General features: G+C 70.2%; 15 protein-coding genes, 1 tRNA gene, 1 other RNA gene and 2 pseudogenes. 4 read left to right on the forward strand and 15 right to left on the reverse strand.

The features are described from left to right. Nucleotides 1–75: 75 nt before the first annotated feature. From CGL27_RS23410 to CGL27_RS23465, 13 genes and pseudogenes are all read right to left on the reverse strand, one after another. Nucleotides 76–1,110 carry a hypothetical protein gene (locus tag CGL27_RS23410; RefSeq protein WP_240450609.1) on the reverse strand — a complete coding sequence of 345 codons (1,035 nt, stop codon included), beginning with the start codon at nt 1,108–1,110 and terminating at the stop codon, nt 76–78. A 365-nt stretch (nt 1,111–1,475) separates the two neighbouring features. Continuing rightward, nucleotides 1,476–2,051, reverse strand: coding sequence for a SigE family RNA polymerase sigma factor (locus tag CGL27_RS23415; protein WP_030829843.1), 576 nt, complete (start codon nt 2,049–2,051; stop codon nt 1,476–1,478). Nucleotides 2,052–2,551: 500 nt separating this feature from the next. After that, entirely contained in the window at nt 2,552–3,643 is a 1,092-nt protein-coding gene (locus CGL27_RS23420; RefSeq protein ID WP_119989790.1) for an aspartate-semialdehyde dehydrogenase, read from the reverse strand. Then, a complete protein-coding gene (locus CGL27_RS23425) occupies nt 3,640–4,920 on the reverse strand; it encodes an aspartate kinase (protein WP_078642287.1) in 1,281 nt (426 codons plus the stop codon). Before CGL27_RS23425 ends, CGL27_RS23420 begins: the two co-directional genes overlap by 4 nt. Nucleotides 4,921–5,281: 361 nt before the next feature. Beyond that, nucleotides 5,282–5,947: a DUF5063 domain-containing protein gene (locus tag CGL27_RS23430; RefSeq protein WP_078642288.1), complete on the reverse strand. Its 666-nt coding sequence runs from the start codon at nt 5,945–5,947 to the stop codon at nt 5,282–5,284. Further along, nucleotides 5,940–6,539: a recombination mediator RecR gene (gene recR / locus CGL27_RS23435; protein WP_119989792.1), complete on the reverse strand. Its 600-nt coding sequence runs from the start codon at nt 6,537–6,539 to the stop codon at nt 5,940–5,942. The genes CGL27_RS23430 and recR overlap by 8 nt, the downstream gene beginning before the upstream one ends. Before the next feature lie 310 nt (nt 6,540–6,849). After that, nucleotides 6,850–7,185 (reverse strand): YbaB/EbfC family nucleoid-associated protein, encoded by a 336-nt coding sequence (locus tag CGL27_RS23440; protein ID WP_014061795.1) that lies wholly within the window; start codon nt 7,183–7,185, stop codon nt 6,850–6,852. A 129-nt stretch (nt 7,186–7,314) separates the two neighbouring features. Further along, nucleotides 7,315–9,885: a DNA polymerase III subunit gamma and tau gene (locus CGL27_RS23445; RefSeq protein ID WP_119994518.1), complete on the reverse strand. Its 2,571-nt coding sequence runs from the start codon at nt 9,883–9,885 to the stop codon at nt 7,315–7,317. 64 nt (nt 9,886–9,949) lie between these two features. Next, nucleotides 9,950–10,048: signal recognition particle sRNA small type (ffs, locus tag CGL27_RS23450), an RNA gene on the reverse strand. A 142-nt stretch (nt 10,049–10,190) separates the two neighbouring features. Then, a complete protein-coding gene (locus CGL27_RS52190) occupies nt 10,191–10,361 on the reverse strand; it encodes a hypothetical protein (protein WP_240451084.1) in 171 nt (56 codons plus the stop codon). A 366-nt stretch (nt 10,362–10,727) separates the two neighbouring features. Further along, nucleotides 10,728–11,096 (reverse strand): annotated as a pseudogene (locus CGL27_RS53555) (hypothetical protein); the annotation flags it as partial. A 181-nt stretch (nt 11,097–11,277) separates the two neighbouring features. After that, complete coding sequence (locus CGL27_RS51045) at nt 11,278–11,802, reverse strand: phosphatidate cytidylyltransferase (protein WP_276147877.1); 525 nt, start codon at nt 11,800–11,802, stop codon at nt 11,278–11,280. A gap of 319 nt (nt 11,803–12,121) precedes the next feature. Continuing rightward, nucleotides 12,122–12,631, reverse strand: coding sequence for a CDP-alcohol phosphatidyltransferase family protein (locus tag CGL27_RS23465; protein WP_119989794.1), 510 nt, complete (start codon nt 12,629–12,631; stop codon nt 12,122–12,124). A gap of 469 nt (nt 12,632–13,100) precedes the next feature. Here CGL27_RS23465 and CGL27_RS23470 point away from each other — a divergent pair. The 3 genes and pseudogenes from CGL27_RS23470 to CGL27_RS52200 all read left to right on the forward strand — a co-directional run. Then, a tRNA-Ser gene (locus CGL27_RS23470) sits at nt 13,101–13,188 on the forward strand. Between the two features lie 472 nt (nt 13,189–13,660). Further along, the gene (locus CGL27_RS23475) at nt 13,661–14,803 is read left to right on the forward strand and encodes a hypothetical protein (protein ID WP_162953051.1); all 1,143 of its coding nucleotides are present in this window, start codon (nt 13,661–13,663) and stop codon (nt 14,801–14,803) included. Between the two features lie 153 nt (nt 14,804–14,956). Then, nucleotides 14,957–15,283, forward strand: a pseudogene (locus tag CGL27_RS52200) (oxidoreductase); the annotation flags it as partial. A 94-nt stretch (nt 15,284–15,377) separates the two neighbouring features. Here the strand turns inward: CGL27_RS52200 and CGL27_RS23485 are convergent. Further along, a complete protein-coding gene (locus tag CGL27_RS23485; protein ID WP_119989798.1) occupies nt 15,378–16,370 on the reverse strand; it encodes a superoxide dismutase in 993 nt (330 codons plus the stop codon). Between the two features lie 278 nt (nt 16,371–16,648). Here CGL27_RS23485 and CGL27_RS23490 point away from each other — a divergent pair, with 278 nt between their 5' ends. Further along, entirely contained in the window at nt 16,649–17,083 is a 435-nt protein-coding gene (locus CGL27_RS23490; protein WP_078642293.1) for a hypothetical protein, read from the forward strand. Nucleotides 17,084–17,122: 39 nt separating this feature from the next. On the opposite strand, the gene CGL27_RS50145 is transcribed toward CGL27_RS23490, so the two are convergent. After that, the gene (locus CGL27_RS50145) at nt 17,123–17,290 is read right to left on the reverse strand and encodes a hypothetical protein (protein ID WP_162953052.1); all 168 of its coding nucleotides are present in this window, start codon (nt 17,288–17,290) and stop codon (nt 17,123–17,125) included. Between the last annotated feature and the right edge of the window lie 139 nt (nt 17,291–17,429).

A 17,429-nucleotide genomic window follows, 5' to 3' on the forward strand; every position in this document is an offset into this window, starting at 1 on the left:
AGCGCCGCAGCGGCCTCCCGGGGGAGGTTCCCCAGACGGCCTCTGCCCCACTGCCCCAGAGGGACGCCAGCAGATCTAGAGGGACGCCAGCAGACCGGTGCGGTAGATCGTTCCGGCGCAGGCGCCACCGATCGTCACACTCGCCGCGGCCGGGTCGCCCGCCTCCGGTGTGTGGCTGACCAGGACGCTCGCGTCCTGCGGCTCACCGCCGCCGCCCGGCTCACCCGTGCTGGGGTTGTCCTGCGGCCCGTCCTGGCCCGGGTCCGTGGACGGATCGGGGGTCGGTGTGCCGGTGGTGGAGCAGCCGCTGGTGCCGCCGCCCGCCGTCGGGATCCAGGCGAACTTGACCTCGTACGCCTGGCCGGGCTTGAGGATGAGCGTGCCCGGCTGGAGGGAGGGGTCGGGCAGCCCTGCCGCCGCGTCCCCCGCCGTATGGTCGACGACGAGGATCCGCGAGGCGTCCGCACCGCCCTGGGCGCTCGCGCCCACCGAGCCGCTGCCCTCGACCGTGCAGGCGCTGTCCGAGACGTTCGCGATGCGGAACGAGCCGTAGACCCGCCCCTCGGCGTCGGCCGCTCCGACCGATCCGGCGCCACCGCTGGTGAGCTGGGCACGGCTGCAGGTGGGGGAGGTGGCGTTCAGCGTGTTGGAGGGGTCGGGGGCGGTGCCGCCGGGGCCGCCCTCCTCCTCGCCCTTCGGCGGCTTGTCCTTCCCCTTGTCCTTGTCCTTGTCGCCCTTGTCCTGCTCGACCGTGTCGGCGGGCCCGTCGGAGCCCTTGCCGCCACTGCCCTCGCCGTGCCGGCCGCCGCTGGTCTCAGGGGTGCGGTGGCTGCTGGCGGCATTGGCCGGGCGGTCGTCCGCGCCGTTGCTGGTGGTCGCGACGTGCACCAGCGCCGGTACGGCCGCGCAGCCGAGCACGACCGCGGCCGCGGCCCCGACCAGGGCCTGGCGCCGCCGCGCACGGCGGGCGGGCACGGCGCGCCGCAGATGGTCGAGGGAGTCGGAGGACGGTTCGAGATCGTCGACGGCGCGGTGCAGCAGCCGCCGCAGCGCCTCCTCGTCCTCACCGCCGGGCCCGCCGCCGTCGAGCTGAATGCGGAGGGGCGTCACCCGCCCCTGCCCGGACGCAGCGGACTTCCTGGCCCCTGCGGGCCTGGTGGACTCACGAGTCCCTGCGGACTCCCCGGCTCCCGCAGCCCCTGCGGACTCCGCAGACTCCGCGGACTCACCGGCCTCCGCAGACCCCGCGGACCCGCCGGACCCGCCGGACTCACCGGCCTCCGCGGACCCGCCGGACTCCTCGGCTCCCGTGGACCCCGCAGGCCCCGCAGACCCCGCGGACTCACCGGCCTCCGTGGAATCCGTCGGCTCTACCGATTCCATCGGCTCCGTGGACTCCACTGGTTCTCGGGATTCGGGCTCATGGCCCGTCCGCCGCCCGGGGTCCTCCGGGTCCGGCGTATGTGTGATGTGGTTCATGCCGGAGCCTCCATGGCGACGCGGAGCGCCGCGATGCCGCGCGAGCCGTACGCCTTGACCGAGCCGAGCGATATGCCCAGGGTCTCGGCCACCTGGGCCTCGGTCATATCGGCGAAGTAGCGCAGCACGAGAACCTCGCGCTGACGGCGCTGAAGTCCCCTCATCGCCTTGATCAGTTGATCGCGTTCAAGCTGTTCGTACGCCCCCTCCTCGGCACTGGCCATATCGGGCATCGGCTTGGAGAGCAGCTTCAGCCCGAGGATGCGCCGACGCAGCGCGGAGCGGGAGAGATTGACGACCGTCTGCCGCAGATAGGCAAGGGTCTTCTCGGGATCCCGGACTCTCTTGCGCGCCGAGTGCACACGGATGAACGCTTCCTGCACGACATCCTCGCAGGACGCGGTGTCGTCGAGAAGGAGCGCGGCGAGACCGAGCAGCGACCGGTAATGGGCGCGGTAGGTCTCGGTGAGGTGATCGACTGTGGTGCCCGCTGCCATCGCGTCGTCAGTGTCCTCGCGCCCTGTTGTGATGTGCGCGGGGCGGGCCGTCGGCCATGGCGCGATCACCGGCATGCCACCTGGCGTACGCGGGGGGCGTACCGCCGCGCCGCCGCGCCCTGGAACCGTTGCGATGCCGAATACCTCTGCCACGCCTGTTGGACACGCCGCCCCCTGTCAGGGTTGTACGCGCGAGGCACCGCTTTTGACGATGCGTTCAATGCCCCCATGCGCATCAATTCTTCCCCAATGCCCCAGTTATCCCTGCGCCCACTGCGGGGCGGCTGGAAAGACGCTCCCCGCCCACTGCCGGTTGCGGCGGGCGGGGAGCGAATACACCGATCAGATCAACGGCCCAGCTCAGCTGGTCCAGGCCAGTGACATGCGCACAGGATATTCACATCTGCCGGTCGACGCACTGGTGAAACGTCACTTTAAGACGGCCGCTCACCTTAGGGCGGTCCGGGCCCCTCACTTGACCACGGATCGTCGCCCGGCAGCGGGGCCCACTTCATGGTGGGTCCTGCTTCGGGGCGGGTCCTACTTGGTGGTGACGTGACGGCCCTGCGGCCCTCTCACCTCGCGGCGGCCCCGCCCGCCAGCTCCGCCGCGACGACCTCCGCGATCTGCGCGGTGTTCAGCGCCGCGCCCTTGCGCAGGTTGTCGCCGCAGACGAACAGCTCCAGCGCCCTCGGGTCGTCCAGCGACCGCCGCACCCGGCCCACCCAGGTCGGGTCGGTGCCCACGGCGTCGGCGGGGGTGGGGAATTCGCCCTCCGCCGGGTTGTCGCACAGCACCACACCGGGGGCGCCCGCCAGGATCTCGTGCGCCGCCTCGACCGTCACCTCGTTCTCGAACCGCGCGTGCACGGCCAGCGAATGGGTGGTGATCACGGGCACCCGGACACAGGTCGCGGTGACCCTCAACTCCGGCAGCCCCAGAATCTTCCGGGACTCGTTGCGCACCTTGAGCTCCTCGGAGGACCAGCCGTCCTCCTTGAGCGACCCGGCGAACGGCACCACATTGAGCGCCATCGGCGCCGGGAACGGCCCGGTGTCGCCCACCGCCCGCCGTACGTCCCCGGGATGGGTGCCCAACTCCGTACCCGCGACCAGCGCGAGCTGCTCGCGCAGGGCGTCGATGCCTTCCTTGCCCGCGCCGGAGACCGCCTGGTACGAGGAGACGATCAGCTCGCTCAGCCCGAACTCGGCGTGCAGCGCGCCCATCGCGACGATCATCGACAGGGTGGTGCAGTTGGGGTTGGCGATGATGCCGCGCGGGCGGACACGGGCCGCGTGCGCGTTCACCTCCGGCACCACCAGGGGGACATCGGAGTCCATCCGGAACGCGCCGGAGTTGTCGACGGCCACCGCGCCCTTGCTCGCCGCGATGGGCCCCCACCGCGCCGAGATCTCGTCCGGTACGTCGAACATCGCGACGTCGACGCCCTCGAACGCCTCCTCGCTCAGCGCGATGACCTCGACCTGCTCACCCCGGACGGTCAGCTTCCGGCCGGCCGAGCGAGGCGAGGCGATCAGCCGGATCTCGCCCCAGATGTCGGCGCGCTCCGAGAGTATCGAGAGCATGACGGTGCCGACGGCGCCGGTGGCACCGACGACCGCGAGGGTGGGCTTGTCGCCCCCGGCGGCACCGCCATGACCGATCATCGGCCAGTCCCTCCGTAAACCACCGCTTCATCGCTGTCGCTGTCCAGGCCGAAGGCGCTGTGCACGGCCACCACCGCGTCCTTCACATCGTCGGCGCGGGTGACGACCGAGATGCGAATCTCGGAGGTCGAGATCAGCTCGATGTTGACCCCGGAGTTCGACAGCGCCTCGAAGAAGGTCGCGGTGACCCCCGGATTGGTGCGCATTCCGGCACCGATCAGGGAGATCTTGGCGATCTGGTCGTCGTAGCGCAGCGAGTCGAAGCCGATCAGCGACTTCGCCTTGGTCAGCGCCTCCATCGCCCGGTGGCCGTCCGTCTTCGGCAGCGTGAAGGAGATGTCGGTCAGCCCGGTCGACGCGGCGGAGACGTTCTGCACCACCATGTCGATGTTGATCTCGGCGTCGGAGATGGTGCGGAAGATGGCCGCGGCCTCACCCGGCTTGTCCGGCACCCCGACGACCGTGACCTTGGCCTCGGACGTGTCGTGCGCGACCCCGGAGATGATCGCCTGCTCCATGCCTTCTTCTCCTTCTCCCGCTTCCGGCCGGTTGCGCACCCAGGTGCCCTGGTGGCCGGAGAAAGACGACCGTACGTGGATGGGGATGTTGTACCGGCGCGCGTACTCCACGCAGCGCAGGTGCAACACCTTGGAACCGCTCGCGGCGAGCTCCAGCATGTCCTCGTACGGAATCTCGTTGATCTTGCGAGCCTTCTTCACCACGCGCGGATCGGCGGTGAACACGCCGTCCACATCGGTGTAGATCTCGCACACCTCGGCGTCCAGGGCCGCGGCCAGCGCGACCGCGGTGGTGTCCGAACCGCCCCGGCCGAGGGTGGTGATGTCCTTGCTCTTCTGGGACACGCCCTGGAAGCCCGCGACGATCGCGACCGCGCCGAGCTCGAGCGCGTCACGGATGCGGCCCGGCGTGACGTCGATGATCCGTGCTTTGTTGTGGACCGCGTCGGTGATGACTCCCGCCTGGCTGCCGGTGAACGACAGCGCCTCGTGACCGAGGTTTTTGATCGCCATCGCCAGCAAGGCCATGGAGATCCGCTCTCCCGCGGTCAGCAGCATGTCGAACTCGCGCCCAGTAGGAATCGGGGATACCTGCTCGGCGAGATCGATCAGCTCGTCCGTCGTGTCGCCCATCGCGGAGACCACGACGACCACCTGGTGGCCGTTCTTCTTGGCTTCCACGATTCGCTTGGCGACCCGCTTGATGCCTTCGGCATCGGCAACGGAGGAGCCTCCGTACTTCTGCACGACAAGGCCCACGTGCGCTCCTCGCAGCTCTCAATAATGCGGTCGGCTCAGTTTAACGAGCGGCCGGAATTTGCCCTCCTAATATCACATAGCGAGACGAATGCCTCACAAAGTGATCAAGGAGGGCAAGGAGGCAGGAGACATCACACGACGCATACGTCCATGCGTCCGCGAGATTCCCCGCATCCCTCCCACCCGCTCAGCGACGAACCCTTCCCGCTCGCCGCCGAAGCACACGGGAACGTAACCCAGCTCACAGGCTCGGACGGGTCGCTGCGGGTCGTGGGTCGCCCCCGCGGGCCGTTTCGGATCTTCCCGTCGGCCGCCCCGGGCGCGCCTCGGCGCGGCCCCGAGCGGCCGTCCCGGGCACGCCTCAGCGCGGCCCCGAGTGCAGGCCGAGCGGCCCCGCGATCTCCGCCGCCATGACCCGGCCGGCCTCCTCCGCGAGCTCCTCGTCACCGCCCGCGTTGCTGTCCGTGTCCAGGCCGTCCAGCTCGTCCAGCGGGCTGTCCAGCCGTACGTGCGCGACCAGCGACTGCAGCGCGCGCAGGGCCGCCGAGGCGGTCGTCCCCCAGTTGGAGAGATACGAGAACTGCCACCACCACAGCGCCTCGCTGATCCGGCCCTCGCGGTAGTGCGCCATCCCGTGCCGCAGATCGGTGATGATCCCGGCCAGATCGTCGGAGATCCGGCAGGCGACGGGCTGGCTGCGCGGCACGTACGGGTCGAAGACCTCCGAGTAGATGTCCACCGGCTCCAGCAGCTGGGCGAAGCGCTCACGCAGCTCGTCGACGTCCGGCTCCGGGCCGACGTCCGGTTCGTACCGCTCGTCCGGAACGAAGTCCTCGTGCGCGCCGAGCCGGCCGCCCGCGAGGATCAGCTGGGACAGCTCGAGGAGCAGAAACGGCACAGCGCTGTCCGGCTCATCCCCCTTGGCGACTTCGGTGACCGCGACGATGAAGCTCTCGATCTGGTCGGAGATCTGGACCGCGAAGTCGTCCGGGTCCGGGTGGGCGTCGTGCAGCGTTGCGTCAGACATCGAGAAGTCTTCTCCCTTCGAAGGCACGACCCAGCGTGACCTCGTCGGCGTACTCCAGGTCTCCACCGACAGGGAGGCCGCTGGCCAGGCGAGTGACCTTCAAACCCATGGGCTTGATCATGCGCGCGAGGTACGTGGCGGTGGCTTCGCCCTCCAGATTCGGATCGGTGGCCAGGATGAGCTCCGTGACCGCCCCGTCCGCGAGCCGCCCCAGCAGCTCCCTGATCCGCAGATCGTCCGGGCCCACGCCCTCGATGGGGCTGATCGCCCCGCCGAGCACGTGATAGCGGCCCCGGAACTCACGCGTCCGCTCGATCGCGACGACGTCCTTCGGTTCCTCGACCACGCAGATGATCGCAGGGTCGCGGCGGGGGTCCTGGCAGACGCGGCACTGCTCGGCCTCGGCGACGTTCCCGCAGACCGCACAGAACCGCACCTTCTCCTTGACCTGGGTCAACGCATGCGCGAGGCGGCGGACGTCGGTGGGCTCGGACTGCAGGATGTGGAAGGCGATCCGCTGCGCGCTCTTGGGACCGACGCCGGGCAGCCTGCCCAACTCGTCGATAAGGTCCTGGACCACGCCCTCGTACACGCCTTCATCCAATCTCGCGCCGCCGCGCGGTGGCTGTACTGCATATGAATATTCGGTTGCGCCGCACCCTCACTGCCGGGGCCGCCGTGGTCCTGCGGCCGGGCCCGGGGAGCCGGGTGGTCCCCGAGGAGCCCCGGGGAGCCCTGGGGACCCGGTGGAATTACGGAACCCTATGAGATTGGAGAGCCCGGCGACCCGAAAACCCAAGGAACCGAGGATCCGGAATCCCGGGGACCGGGGGACCCGAGGGACCCAGGAGACCCGACCCCAGGAGACCCGAAGGACCCAGGAGACCCGAAGGACCCGAGGATCAGAACGGGAGCCCGGGCATACCGCCCAGCCCCTGGGCGAGCGGGCCGAGCTTCTGCTGCTGGAGCTCCTGCGCGGCGTTGTTGGCGTCACGGACAGCCGCGACGACCAGATCCGCGAGGGTCTCCGTGTCCTCAGGATCCACGGCCTTGGGATCGATGACCAGGCCCTGCAACTCACCGGAACCGGTCACGGTCGCCTTCACCAGGCCACCGCCCGCGGAACCCTCGACATGAGTCCGGGCCAGCTCCTCCTGGGCCGCGGCGAGGTCCTGCTGCATCTTCTGAGCCTGCTGCAGCAACTGCTGCATATTCGGCTGGCCACCACCGGGGATCACGGCTTCGCTCCTGGCGCTCGACAGTCGTTCTCTTCGATAGCCCGAGCCTACGTGCTCCCCGAGCGCCCTGCTCTACGCCGTACGGAGGAGACACGGCTACATAGGGCATGGGTGCGGGGCCTACGCCTCCTACTCGTTGACGATCTCTTCGATCACCGTGGCACCGAGCTCGCGAACGATCAGGTCGTGCCCGCTCAGCGCGGTGTCGTCCAGGTCCGGGTCGTCCTCGGCCGGCATGTCGTCCTCCAGCGCGACCCGCGGAGGCTCGGGCTCCCGGTACGCCGCCGCCTCGGGGGGCGGGCCCGCGTCCGCGGCTCCGGACGGCGCGGCGGGGGCGGCCGGGGGCGGGGAGGCGGGCGCGGGCCGGGGCGCGGACTGCCGTGGCGCGGCGGACTGGCCGCCGCCGCCCGGGCCGCCCCCACCGGGGCCGCTCCCGCCACCGAAGCCGCCACCACCGCCGAAGCCGCCGCCGGTGGCGCCACCGCCTCCGCCGAAGCCGCCGGAACCGCCCGGACCACCGAGGCCGCCCGGACCGACGCCCTGCTGTCCAGTGCCGCCCGAGGGGTCGACGATCGCCTCGATCCGCCACTGCACGCCGATGGCGTCCTGGAGCGCCTGCCGCAGGACGTCCTCGCTGCCGCCGCTCACGAAGCTGTCACGCGCGCCCGCGTTGGAGAAGCCGAGCTGGAGGGTGGTGCCGTCGAAGCCGGAAACCGTCGCGTTCTGGCTCAGCAGGATCCAGGTGAAGCGACGGCGGTTCTTGACCGCCTCCAGGATGTCCGGCCACATCTGCCGCACCTGCACGGCACCCTGCGCCATGCTCGGTGCGCCCTGCGCGGGTGCGGAGGGTGCGGAGGGCGCACCGGACGCGGGAGGCGAGGTCGGCCCGGAAGGCGCGGTCGGCGTGGCGGGCGCCGCGGGCGTCTGCGCAGGTGGGCCGCCGCCCTGCCCCGGCGCGGTGGCCGTCGGCCAGCCACCGGGCTGCCGAGCGGGCGCCCCACCACCAGAGGCACCCCCGGACGCACCGCCACCACCAGACGCACCGCCGACATCAGAAGCACCAGACGACCCGGACGCACCAGACGACCCGCCCGCACCGGACGCACCGGAACCAGGCGCCGAGGCGGTGGGCCAGGCTCCGGGCCGCGGTCCGCCGCCCTCCACCGCAGCGGATTGGGCGCCCGACGGCCATGATCCGGGCCGCTGCCCACCGCCGCCCTCCACGGGCGCGGCCGGGGCACCGGCCTGCTGTCCTCCGTCTCCGGCGCCGCCCGGACCGCTGTCCGCGGCAGGCCGCGCACCCGCGGGCCACCCGCCGGGGGCCTCGGCACCGCCCGGCCCTCCTGGGGACTGCTCCTGGCCGGCCCCTCCCCCGGCCATCGCCGCACGCGCGGCGGCCGGACCGGACGGACCGGCGGCGGGGGGCGCGGCCGGAGCGTGAGCGTCGGGCCCCGGTACGTACCCCATGGCGGGCCCGGGCCCCGCCACCCCAGCGACGCCACCGCCACCAGCACCGGCTCCGCCGCCCAGGCCGCCCGCGAGGGCCCCGCGCTCCAGCCTCTCCAGCCGTGACCGCACCGACCGCTCGTCGTCGAAGGCGGCGGGCAGCAGCACCCGGGCGCAGATCAGCTCGAGCTGCAGCCGCGGCGAGGTGGCGCCGCGCATCTCCGTAAGGCCCTCATTGACCAGGTCCGCCGCACGGCTCAGCTCGGCGCCGCCAAAGACCGACGCCTGCGCCTGCATCCGCTCCACCACATCGGCCGGGGCGTCGATGAGCCCCTTCTCCCCGGCGTCCGGCACGGCGGCGAGGATCACCAGATCGCGCAGCCGCTCCAGCAGATCGGCGACGAAGCGCCGGGGGTCGTTGCCCCCCTCGATCACGCGGTTGACGACCTCGAACGCCGCCGCCCCGTCGGTCGCCGCGAAGGCGTCCACGATCGAGTCGAGCAGCGAGCCGTCCGTATAACCGAGCAGCGAGGTGGCCATGGCATAGGTCACACCGTCGTCGGCCGCGCCCGCGAGGAGCTGGTCCATCACCGACATCGAATCCCGCACCGACCCGGCCCCGGCCCGCACCACCAGCGGCAGCACCCCGTCCTCGACCGGGATCGCCTCGCGCCCGCAGACCTCGCCCAGATACTCGCGGAGCGTCCCGGGCGGCACGAGCCGGAACGGATAGTGGTGCGTACGCGACCGGATCGTGCCGATGACCTTCTCCGGCTCGGTGGTCGCGAAGATGAACTTGAGGTGCTCCGGGGGCTCCTCGACCACCTTCAGCAGGGCGTTGAACCCCGCCGAGGTGACCATATGGGCCTCATCGATGATGTAGATCTTGTAACGACTCGACGCGGGCCCGAAGAACGCCTTCTCCCTCAGCTCACGGGCGTCGTCCACACCACCGTGGGACGCGGCGTCGATCTCGATCACATCGATCGAGCCCGGTCCGTTCCGCGCGAGGTCCTGGCACGACTGGCATTCGCCGCACGGCGCCGGAGTGGGACCCTTCTCACAGTTCAGACAGCGGGCCAGGATGCGCGCACTGGTCGTCTTGCCACACCCGCGGGGACCGCTGAAGAGATACGCGTGGTTGACCCGGTTGTTGCGCAGCGCCTGCTGCAGCGGGCCGGTGACATGCTCCTGCCCGATGACCTCCGCGAAGGTCTCGGGGCGGTAGCGGCGGTACAGCGCGAGGGACGACACGCTTACGACGATATCGGGGACCGCCGACAACCGGACCACACCCGCGTCCCCACACCCCCCGCAGACACAAAGCGCCCCCCACGCACCCACCAGAGCCCACTTACCCTTGCTGCCTTCCGGCCCTGGGGGAGTTCGGTGAGATAGCGCCACGTGAGGGGCTGCGCCCCACCTTAGCGGATGGGCCGGGGTGCGAACGACTCCGCGGGTGCCCCTTCCGGTCGTGGACCGTTTTCGGCCAGGATTCGGCCGACGGCCAGTGGGGCAGTGGGGCAACCCCGGCAGGCGTCATCCGGTGACTTCCGGCGTCACCCGGCGGCCTCCGGCTCGCGATGGGTGGCGAGGTACGTCCTGGCGCTGATCACAGGGATCACGGCCAGCACCCACCAGACCCGGTGGTAGTCCCCCAGGATCGTCGCGCTTGTCGGCGTCCCCAGGACGGCCACGAACAGGCTGACGCCGACACGGCGCCCAGCCACCGGAAGCTGTTGTTGATGGCGGTGCCGACGCCGAAGCGCTCCGGTGGCAGTGCCTTCGCCGCGGCGCTGTTGAGAGTGGAGAGCGCCAGCCCGACCCCGATGCCGTTGAGCACGAGGGTGGGCAGCCAGTGCGCGGCCCAGTGCGGCGAGGCGCCGGTGCGCAGGGCGAGAGCGGCGGCGCCCGCGGCGTGGAAGAGGGCGCGTGCGGGCGGTGTCGGCGTCGGGGTCCGTCAGCGGCCGCCCGATCCGCACCCGGACGGCGTGCGGACGCAGCCGTCCGCGTTTGGGCAGCAGTTCCGCGGTGCCGGACAGGGCGACAGGCACCACGGGCACACCATTGGAGACGGCCAGGTCGTCCGCACCCCGCCGGAACGGGCCCACGCGGCCCTCTCCTCGGGTGCCTTCGGGAAAATCGACCACCGCGTGTCCGGCACGCAGCATGGGACCGGCGATGTCCTGGAGGTCGGAGTAACCGCCACCGTGGCGGCGTACGGGAAACGCGGCGGCCAGGACCGAACACACCAAGGCGGCGCACACGCTTCCGGAACCAGTAGTCGGCGGCTTGCCGCCACCCGGGGAGCACGAGCGACGCCGAGCGCGGCGAGGAGCACTGCCGTGTCCGCGTGCGAGGAGTGGTTGGCCACCACCACACAACCGCCCTTCGGCAGCTTCCCCTTGACCGTGAGACCACCGGTGAGGAAGAGGACGGTCCGCCAGAACCGCCGGCGCAGCCACGCCGCCACCAGAAGTCGGAACGCGGCCCGCGCTCGCCGCCCGGGAGCCTCTGCTTCGCCGTCGACGAGTCGCTCGGGCCGCGTATCGCCCTCGGACCGGGCATCGCCCTCGGGCCGCGTATCGCCCTCCGTATCGCTTCGCACCATGAATGACGACCCGGACCCGGTTGCCTCGTTCTTCGTCATGGCGTGGCTCCCAACAGCAGAAGGGTCACGAGAAGTGAGTCGATGCGATCCAGGAGCCCCCCGAAACCGGGCAGCCAACGACCCGCGTCCTTGACCCCGGCACCTCGTTTGATCACGGATTCGAGCAGGTCGCCCAGTGCGCAACCGCACAGCACGGCAAGCCAAAGCAACGGGGTCCAGGCGTCCATGGCCCACAGCGCCAGACCGGACAAGGCGGCGGAGCCCACAACTCCGCCCCAGGTCTTGGCCGATGAGAGCGCGGACAGCGGACGGCTCAGGGGTCCGGAGCGGCCCAGTGCCCGCCCGCCGCACCAGCCGCCCACGTCCGCGAAGACCACGCTGACGCAGATCGCGATGGCGAGGTCCCCCAGGGACACCGGTCCGGTGAGGGCAACGGGCAGCCAGATGAGGCCGAAGGTGGTCCTGGCCGCGCGGTCGGCGCCATGGGCCACGTCCTGGCCCACCAGAGGCGGCAGCGCGGCGGCGCAGAGCAGGACGCCGGCCATGGGCAGCGTGAGCACGCCGGGTCGCAGCAGGCGATGAGGGGCAGGAGCACCCCGGCACCCAGCAGTACGGCGCCGTCGGCGCGGCGCAGGCCCACCAGGCGCACGTACTCGGCGGAGCCCACCACCGCGAGCCCGGCCGCGAACAGGGCGGCTCCAGGTGTGCCGAAGCCCAGCGTCCCGCACACGATCACTGCGGTGACGCACCAGGTCCGCCAGCGGCGGCGCAGTTCGACGTTACGGACGAAGAGAAGGACGAGGCCGCTCACCGTGAGCGTCCCGGCGAGGAGCGGCACGGCCCGCGCCATCTCCGGCGGAAGCGGACCCGCGAAGGGGGTCACAGCCGACCGCTCAGAGGATCGTGGTCACGATCCGCGGCGACCGCGATAACGAGGCAGCGCTCGGTCTTCCCCATCGGACCGCCGTTGATTCTCCGCACCCCGGCCGCGGCCCCGGCGATGGAGATCCATGACGGCGCCGAACTGGCCAGCAGCGCACCGAGCACGAGCGAAGGCGATGTGTGCGGCAGAAATCCCAGAATCACCAGGAGATCCGCCGCTCGATCACCAATTTCATTCAGCAGCGAACCCAGACGGGTCTGTTTCCCGATTTCCCTGGCAATGGAGCCGTCGAGATTCGCGCAGGCCAACCGAGCCGTCAGAAATACCACAACGGGAACTACGGTCCAGGGAGCGGACAGCACAGCAAAAGATGCCCCAGCAGCACCTGCACAGAATATTCCCGCAATGGTGACCGCATTCGGAGAGATGCCGCTCCGAATCAACCATCGCCGGAGCAGGGTCAATCGGCGGGCGAACCACGGTTTTAGCGCGTACAGCCCATTCATGGCGAGACACCAACAAGCAGGTGAACAAAAGGAGAGCGCTGATCCCCGAAGCTAGTAAATGCACCAGAGGCGCACCTTACGGCGCTAGTGAATACAACAGAGCCCACGCTTTACAGACATCCTGAATACCCATTTCTGCATCGGATTCCCCAACCCGCACCGGCCCGATCCCCCGACATAATCCCCGAATGGACGGCGGGGTCGGTTCGGCCCGACGACCCGCACTTTTCCCCGAAAACGCCCGCACCGAACCATCCGCCCGCCCCCGAGCCCACATCCGGCGACGACCACCGGGACGTAAGCCCGAGGCCACTCCCATCGGCCATCAGCCAAGAACCCGTCCGGTTTATCTCGATTCCGCCGGACATTGCCCATCCCCCGACCGATAAAGTGGCGTGCCCCACAGAGCACGCCGTACGCACCGCCGACCGTGTCAGCGCACCCCTCCAAGTGGGGTAGAGTGTTCCGCGGAGGATTCGCCTAGAGGCCTAGGGCGCACGCTTGGAAAGCGTGTTGGGGGCAACCCCTCACGAGTTCGAATCTCGTATCCTCCGCCAGTGCCTCACCGGGCACGATGTCGAAGGGCCCCACTGTTCGCGGTGGGGCCCTTCGACATTGCCCGTCTCAACTGAGGTCTGCGGCACCTGAGCGCAGTGCCTCGGCAATGGCCTGGCCAGCCAAGCAGGATCGCGTCCGGCGCCGAACGGCGTCGACACTCCTGGTCCGCCTGGTCCATGAACCAGCTCTGTCATGGCCTCAGCCTCAGGCACCGGACGTCACTACACGCGCAACCGGGAAGTGTTTCCCCGGCGTCGCGGACACCACAGAAACCTCGACCCGGTCAGGGCGCCGGATGCCGCGGCTTCAATTCACGAAGGCTTCCGTCTCCAGTGGACGTGGTGGGCCGCGCCGGAGGCACACCACGCACGCCCGGAAGTGATGCCGCCGGTGGCATGGGACGCGAGTCCGTAAGGGTCGGGAGCCGTTTGGCGGTACACCACGTGAGGGTGCGGACACGAGCGGTTACAAATGACACGTCATCTCGCCATCCCGGCTGGCCCAGCATGGCCGCTGCGTGCCGGTGATGCGCCGCTTCACTCCAGCCCTGAGGAAGGCGTAACGATGAAGTACGTATTGCGGTCCGGCGCCGTGACCGTCGCGGTCGGTGCGGGACTCTCCCTCGCGGTCCTGCCGACCGGGTCGGCCAGTGCCGCCGAAGAGATCCGCGTGCGGTGCAACGACATCCCCGGCCTGGTGGACGCGATCAACCAGGCCAACGCCAACGGCGGTCGCATCACCCTCGCGTCCCGCTGCACCTACACACTGACCGCACCCGACAACCCGGACGATGGGCTTCCGGAGATCACCGGGGAGGTGACCATCTCCGGCAACAACAGCACCATCCGGCGCGATCCCGAGGCCACGGAAAGCTTCCGTATCTTCCACGTGGTGTCCGGTGGCACACTCACCCTGAAGTCGCTCACGGTCAGCGGCGGCGTCAGCAGCAACTTTGGCGGCGGCGTCGCGAACGAGCAGGGCACGCTGAACCTGAACGACACGGCCATCAAGGACAATTTCGCAGTCACCGGTGGTGGCGTCTCCAACAACGGTGGACAGCTCAACCTCGAACGCACCACCGTCGAGCGCAACCGCGCGGCCAGCTTCGGCGGCGGAGTCGTCAACGACGGTAACGGCACAATGACGATGAAACGCGGGTCCCTGCTCAAGAACCGGGCGGTCACCGACAATGGTGGCGGTTTGGAAAACATCCTGGGCACCGCGTCCCTGGAGTCCGTATCGGTCAGGGGCAACACCGCCATCAACGGTGGCGGTATCCGCAACGTGAACGCCTCCACCCTGAACCTGAAGTCGACTACTCTCAAGGACAACATCGCGGTGAGAGGCGCGGGCCTCTCGAACTTCACCGCCGCCGCCACCGCCACACTGGTCGACAGCCTGGTCACCCGTAACACGGCGATCACCGCCGGCGGCGGCATCGACAACCAGTCGAACGGTCAGGTGACGCTCACCAACACCAAGGTCATCGACAACACCCCGGACAACTGCGCCCCCGAAGACAGCGTCCCCGGATGCACCAACCCCACCAGCAGCATTGACCCGCCGTCCACGCAGGAGCTCCTGCCCGACGACGACATCAAAGACCCCGAGTAAGCCGCCTGCCACGATGGCGAAGAAGGGCGGGTCCCCACTCGCTGGGTCCCGCCCTTCTGTGCGCCGTCCAGCTCGCGCTCACCTCACCTTGAGGCTCAGCAGCTCCAGCACTCGCCCCCACCCGAAGGTGTCGCGACCGCCTTTCCGGAGCGCACCCGCACCCCTGACAGCCGGGAGACGCAGTTCTCCGTCAACCACCTCGGCCACTTCGCGCTCGCCGTCGGCCTGCACCAGGCGCCCGCGGCGGCGGACGGGGCGCGCGTGGTCTCGGTGAGTTCTCTCGGGCACCTCTTCTCACCGGTCGTCTTGGACGACCTGGACTACCGCTTCCGCCCCTACGACCCGTGGACCTCCTACGGGCAGGCGAAGACCGCCAACATCCTGTTCGCCGTGAGTGCCTCCGAGCGATGGGCCGACGACGGCATCACCGCCAACGCACTCATGCCGGGCAACATCGGCGACACGTCGTTGGCTCGGCACCTGGACCCGCGGCAACTGGCAGCGCTCATGGACACCAGCGGACTGGCGCTGCCGCCGGGGAAGAGCGTGGAGCAGGGCGCCACGCTGCCGCGCGTCACAGGGGCACCGCGACGCCGTTGAAGGTGGTCTCCGGGGTCTGGGGGCTGGTGAAGCGGGCGTTGACGAGGTACAGGCGGTCGTGCCAGCGGGCGGCGGTGGTGGGGACGTCGAAGCGGGGGTCGGTGATCGTGCGGCGCAGGGTGGCGGCGCGGGCGGCGCGGTCGAGGGCGAACACGCTGATGCGGTTCTGCCGGTTCTGGACGACGTACAGCGTGCGGCCGATGCGGACGAGACCGTCTCCGTCGGAGACGTCGTTCGCGCCGTGCAAGGTGAGCTCGGTGGCATGGCCGGTGCCGAGGTCCACGTGGTAGAGCCTGCCGGGCCGGCTGCTGACGACGATCAGCCCACGGCCGTCGGGGGTGGCGACGATGCCGTTGGCGTTGTTCACATCGGGGGTCTGCACCCAGTCGCCGCTCAGTGGCAGGGGGCGGATCTCGCCTTGGCGGCCACGCGGCACCCCGTAGAGGACGCTGTCACGTGAGTCGGTGAACCAGGCGCGGTCGCCGAGCAGGATGACGTCGTTGATGAAGTGGCCGGTGGTGTCGGCCAGTTGGTGGGTGGTGAGGAGGCGGCCGGTGCGGGCGTCGACCACGCGGGCGGTTCCACCGGCGCCACCCGCGATGTAGAGCAGCCCGTCGCGGTCCACCTTCAGGCCGATGGCCGCCGTGCCGACGGCTCCCGCGTAGATCGTCCCGCCCTCGCCGGTGCGCAGGTCGGTGCGGCGGACGGCGCCGTTGGCGCGCGAGCCCATGTAGGCGTACGGCCGTGCGCCGATGGTGATGCCCTCCGGGAGGAAGCCGTCGGGCAGCGGGAACTCGCTCGGCCACGCGGTGGCCGGGCCGGTCAAGGCAGTCGGGGTGGTTCGGCCGGTCGATGCCGCCTGGGCGGTCGGGGCGATCGGGGCGGTGCCGGCGGTCAAGGCGAACGCGGCGAGGGCGCCGCCGCCGAGGACGGTGCGCCGGGAGGGGTGCGGGTGGTTCCGGGTCATGGTTCCGAGCCTCCGTGACGGTGGGTGTGACGGCAGGTCTGCGAACTCGGCAACTCAACGGACTCATACGGGACGTGGAGCGCACTCGACTCAACGTCGGCGGGCGGGTCTCGTTTCGCTCGTGACTGACGACGCGTCGCTCGTCGCTCGTCGCTCGTAACGAGGTATCGCCCGGCGGAGTTCCCTCCCGGCCCGGGAGCGCACTGCCCGAAAACCACTTGGCCGAACGCCCTTCGTGGGCGGTACGTTGACCGCCATGACCAGCAACCGAAAGGGCCATGCCGCGTAGGCGCCCATCAGCCCTGCGGGGCGAACTCCCGGTCCGTGTCCTGGGCCGTCGGCGGTATCCGCCGATCGACCGTCTCTCGGGTTCCTGCGCGGCCGATCTGCGTCGGCTCGAACGCACCCGCTTCTGGCCCGAGGCGATCGAGGAAGCCTTCTGGCACTGGAGGGCCCTGGCCCACGGCCGTCTGAGATGTCTGGTCGACGGGTTTTGGGCGACTCGGTGCGGCATCTACGAGTGTGGCTGCGATCCGGGGTACTTCCGCGACTGCCTCGAGACGGCGCTCCACGCCCTGCCCAAGAAGAGCGCGCGCGAGCTGCGTGTGCTCGTCCTGGCCCTCGACGCCAAGATCACGGCGAGGGCCAGGATCATTCCCGTGGACGCTCCGGACAGCCCGTGGTGGCGGGCCATGTCTGAGGGCCATATCTGAGGGCCATGTCTGAGATGACGTAGCGGCCGTCGCAAGGGCTCAGGCGGCTCGGCGGTCGCGCGTCATGTACAGGGCCGTGGCGGTACCGATGACGGTGAGGCCCGTGATGACGCTGATGACGATCTGCTCGGTGCCGCTGAAGGCGAAGCTGGAGGTGACGTTGACGATGGCGGCGAGGGTCAGGACCAGCCAGAGCAGGGACTTCATTGGGGGTTCCTTTCGGAGGGCCCTTGGCGGGCCGTGGCGTCGTCCGCCGGTGTCGCGGCCGTTGCTTGTCCGAGGTCTACGATCCCGTTTCCGCGCCGCCGCCTCGATGGGCCGCGCCCCCGAACGCATGGTGTAGCGC

It is taken from the genome of Streptomyces sp. 11-1-2, assembly GCF_003595545.1.
In the GTDB taxonomy this organism is placed as follows: domain Bacteria; phylum Actinomycetota; class Actinomycetes; order Streptomycetales; family Streptomycetaceae; genus Streptomyces; species Streptomyces hygroscopicus_B.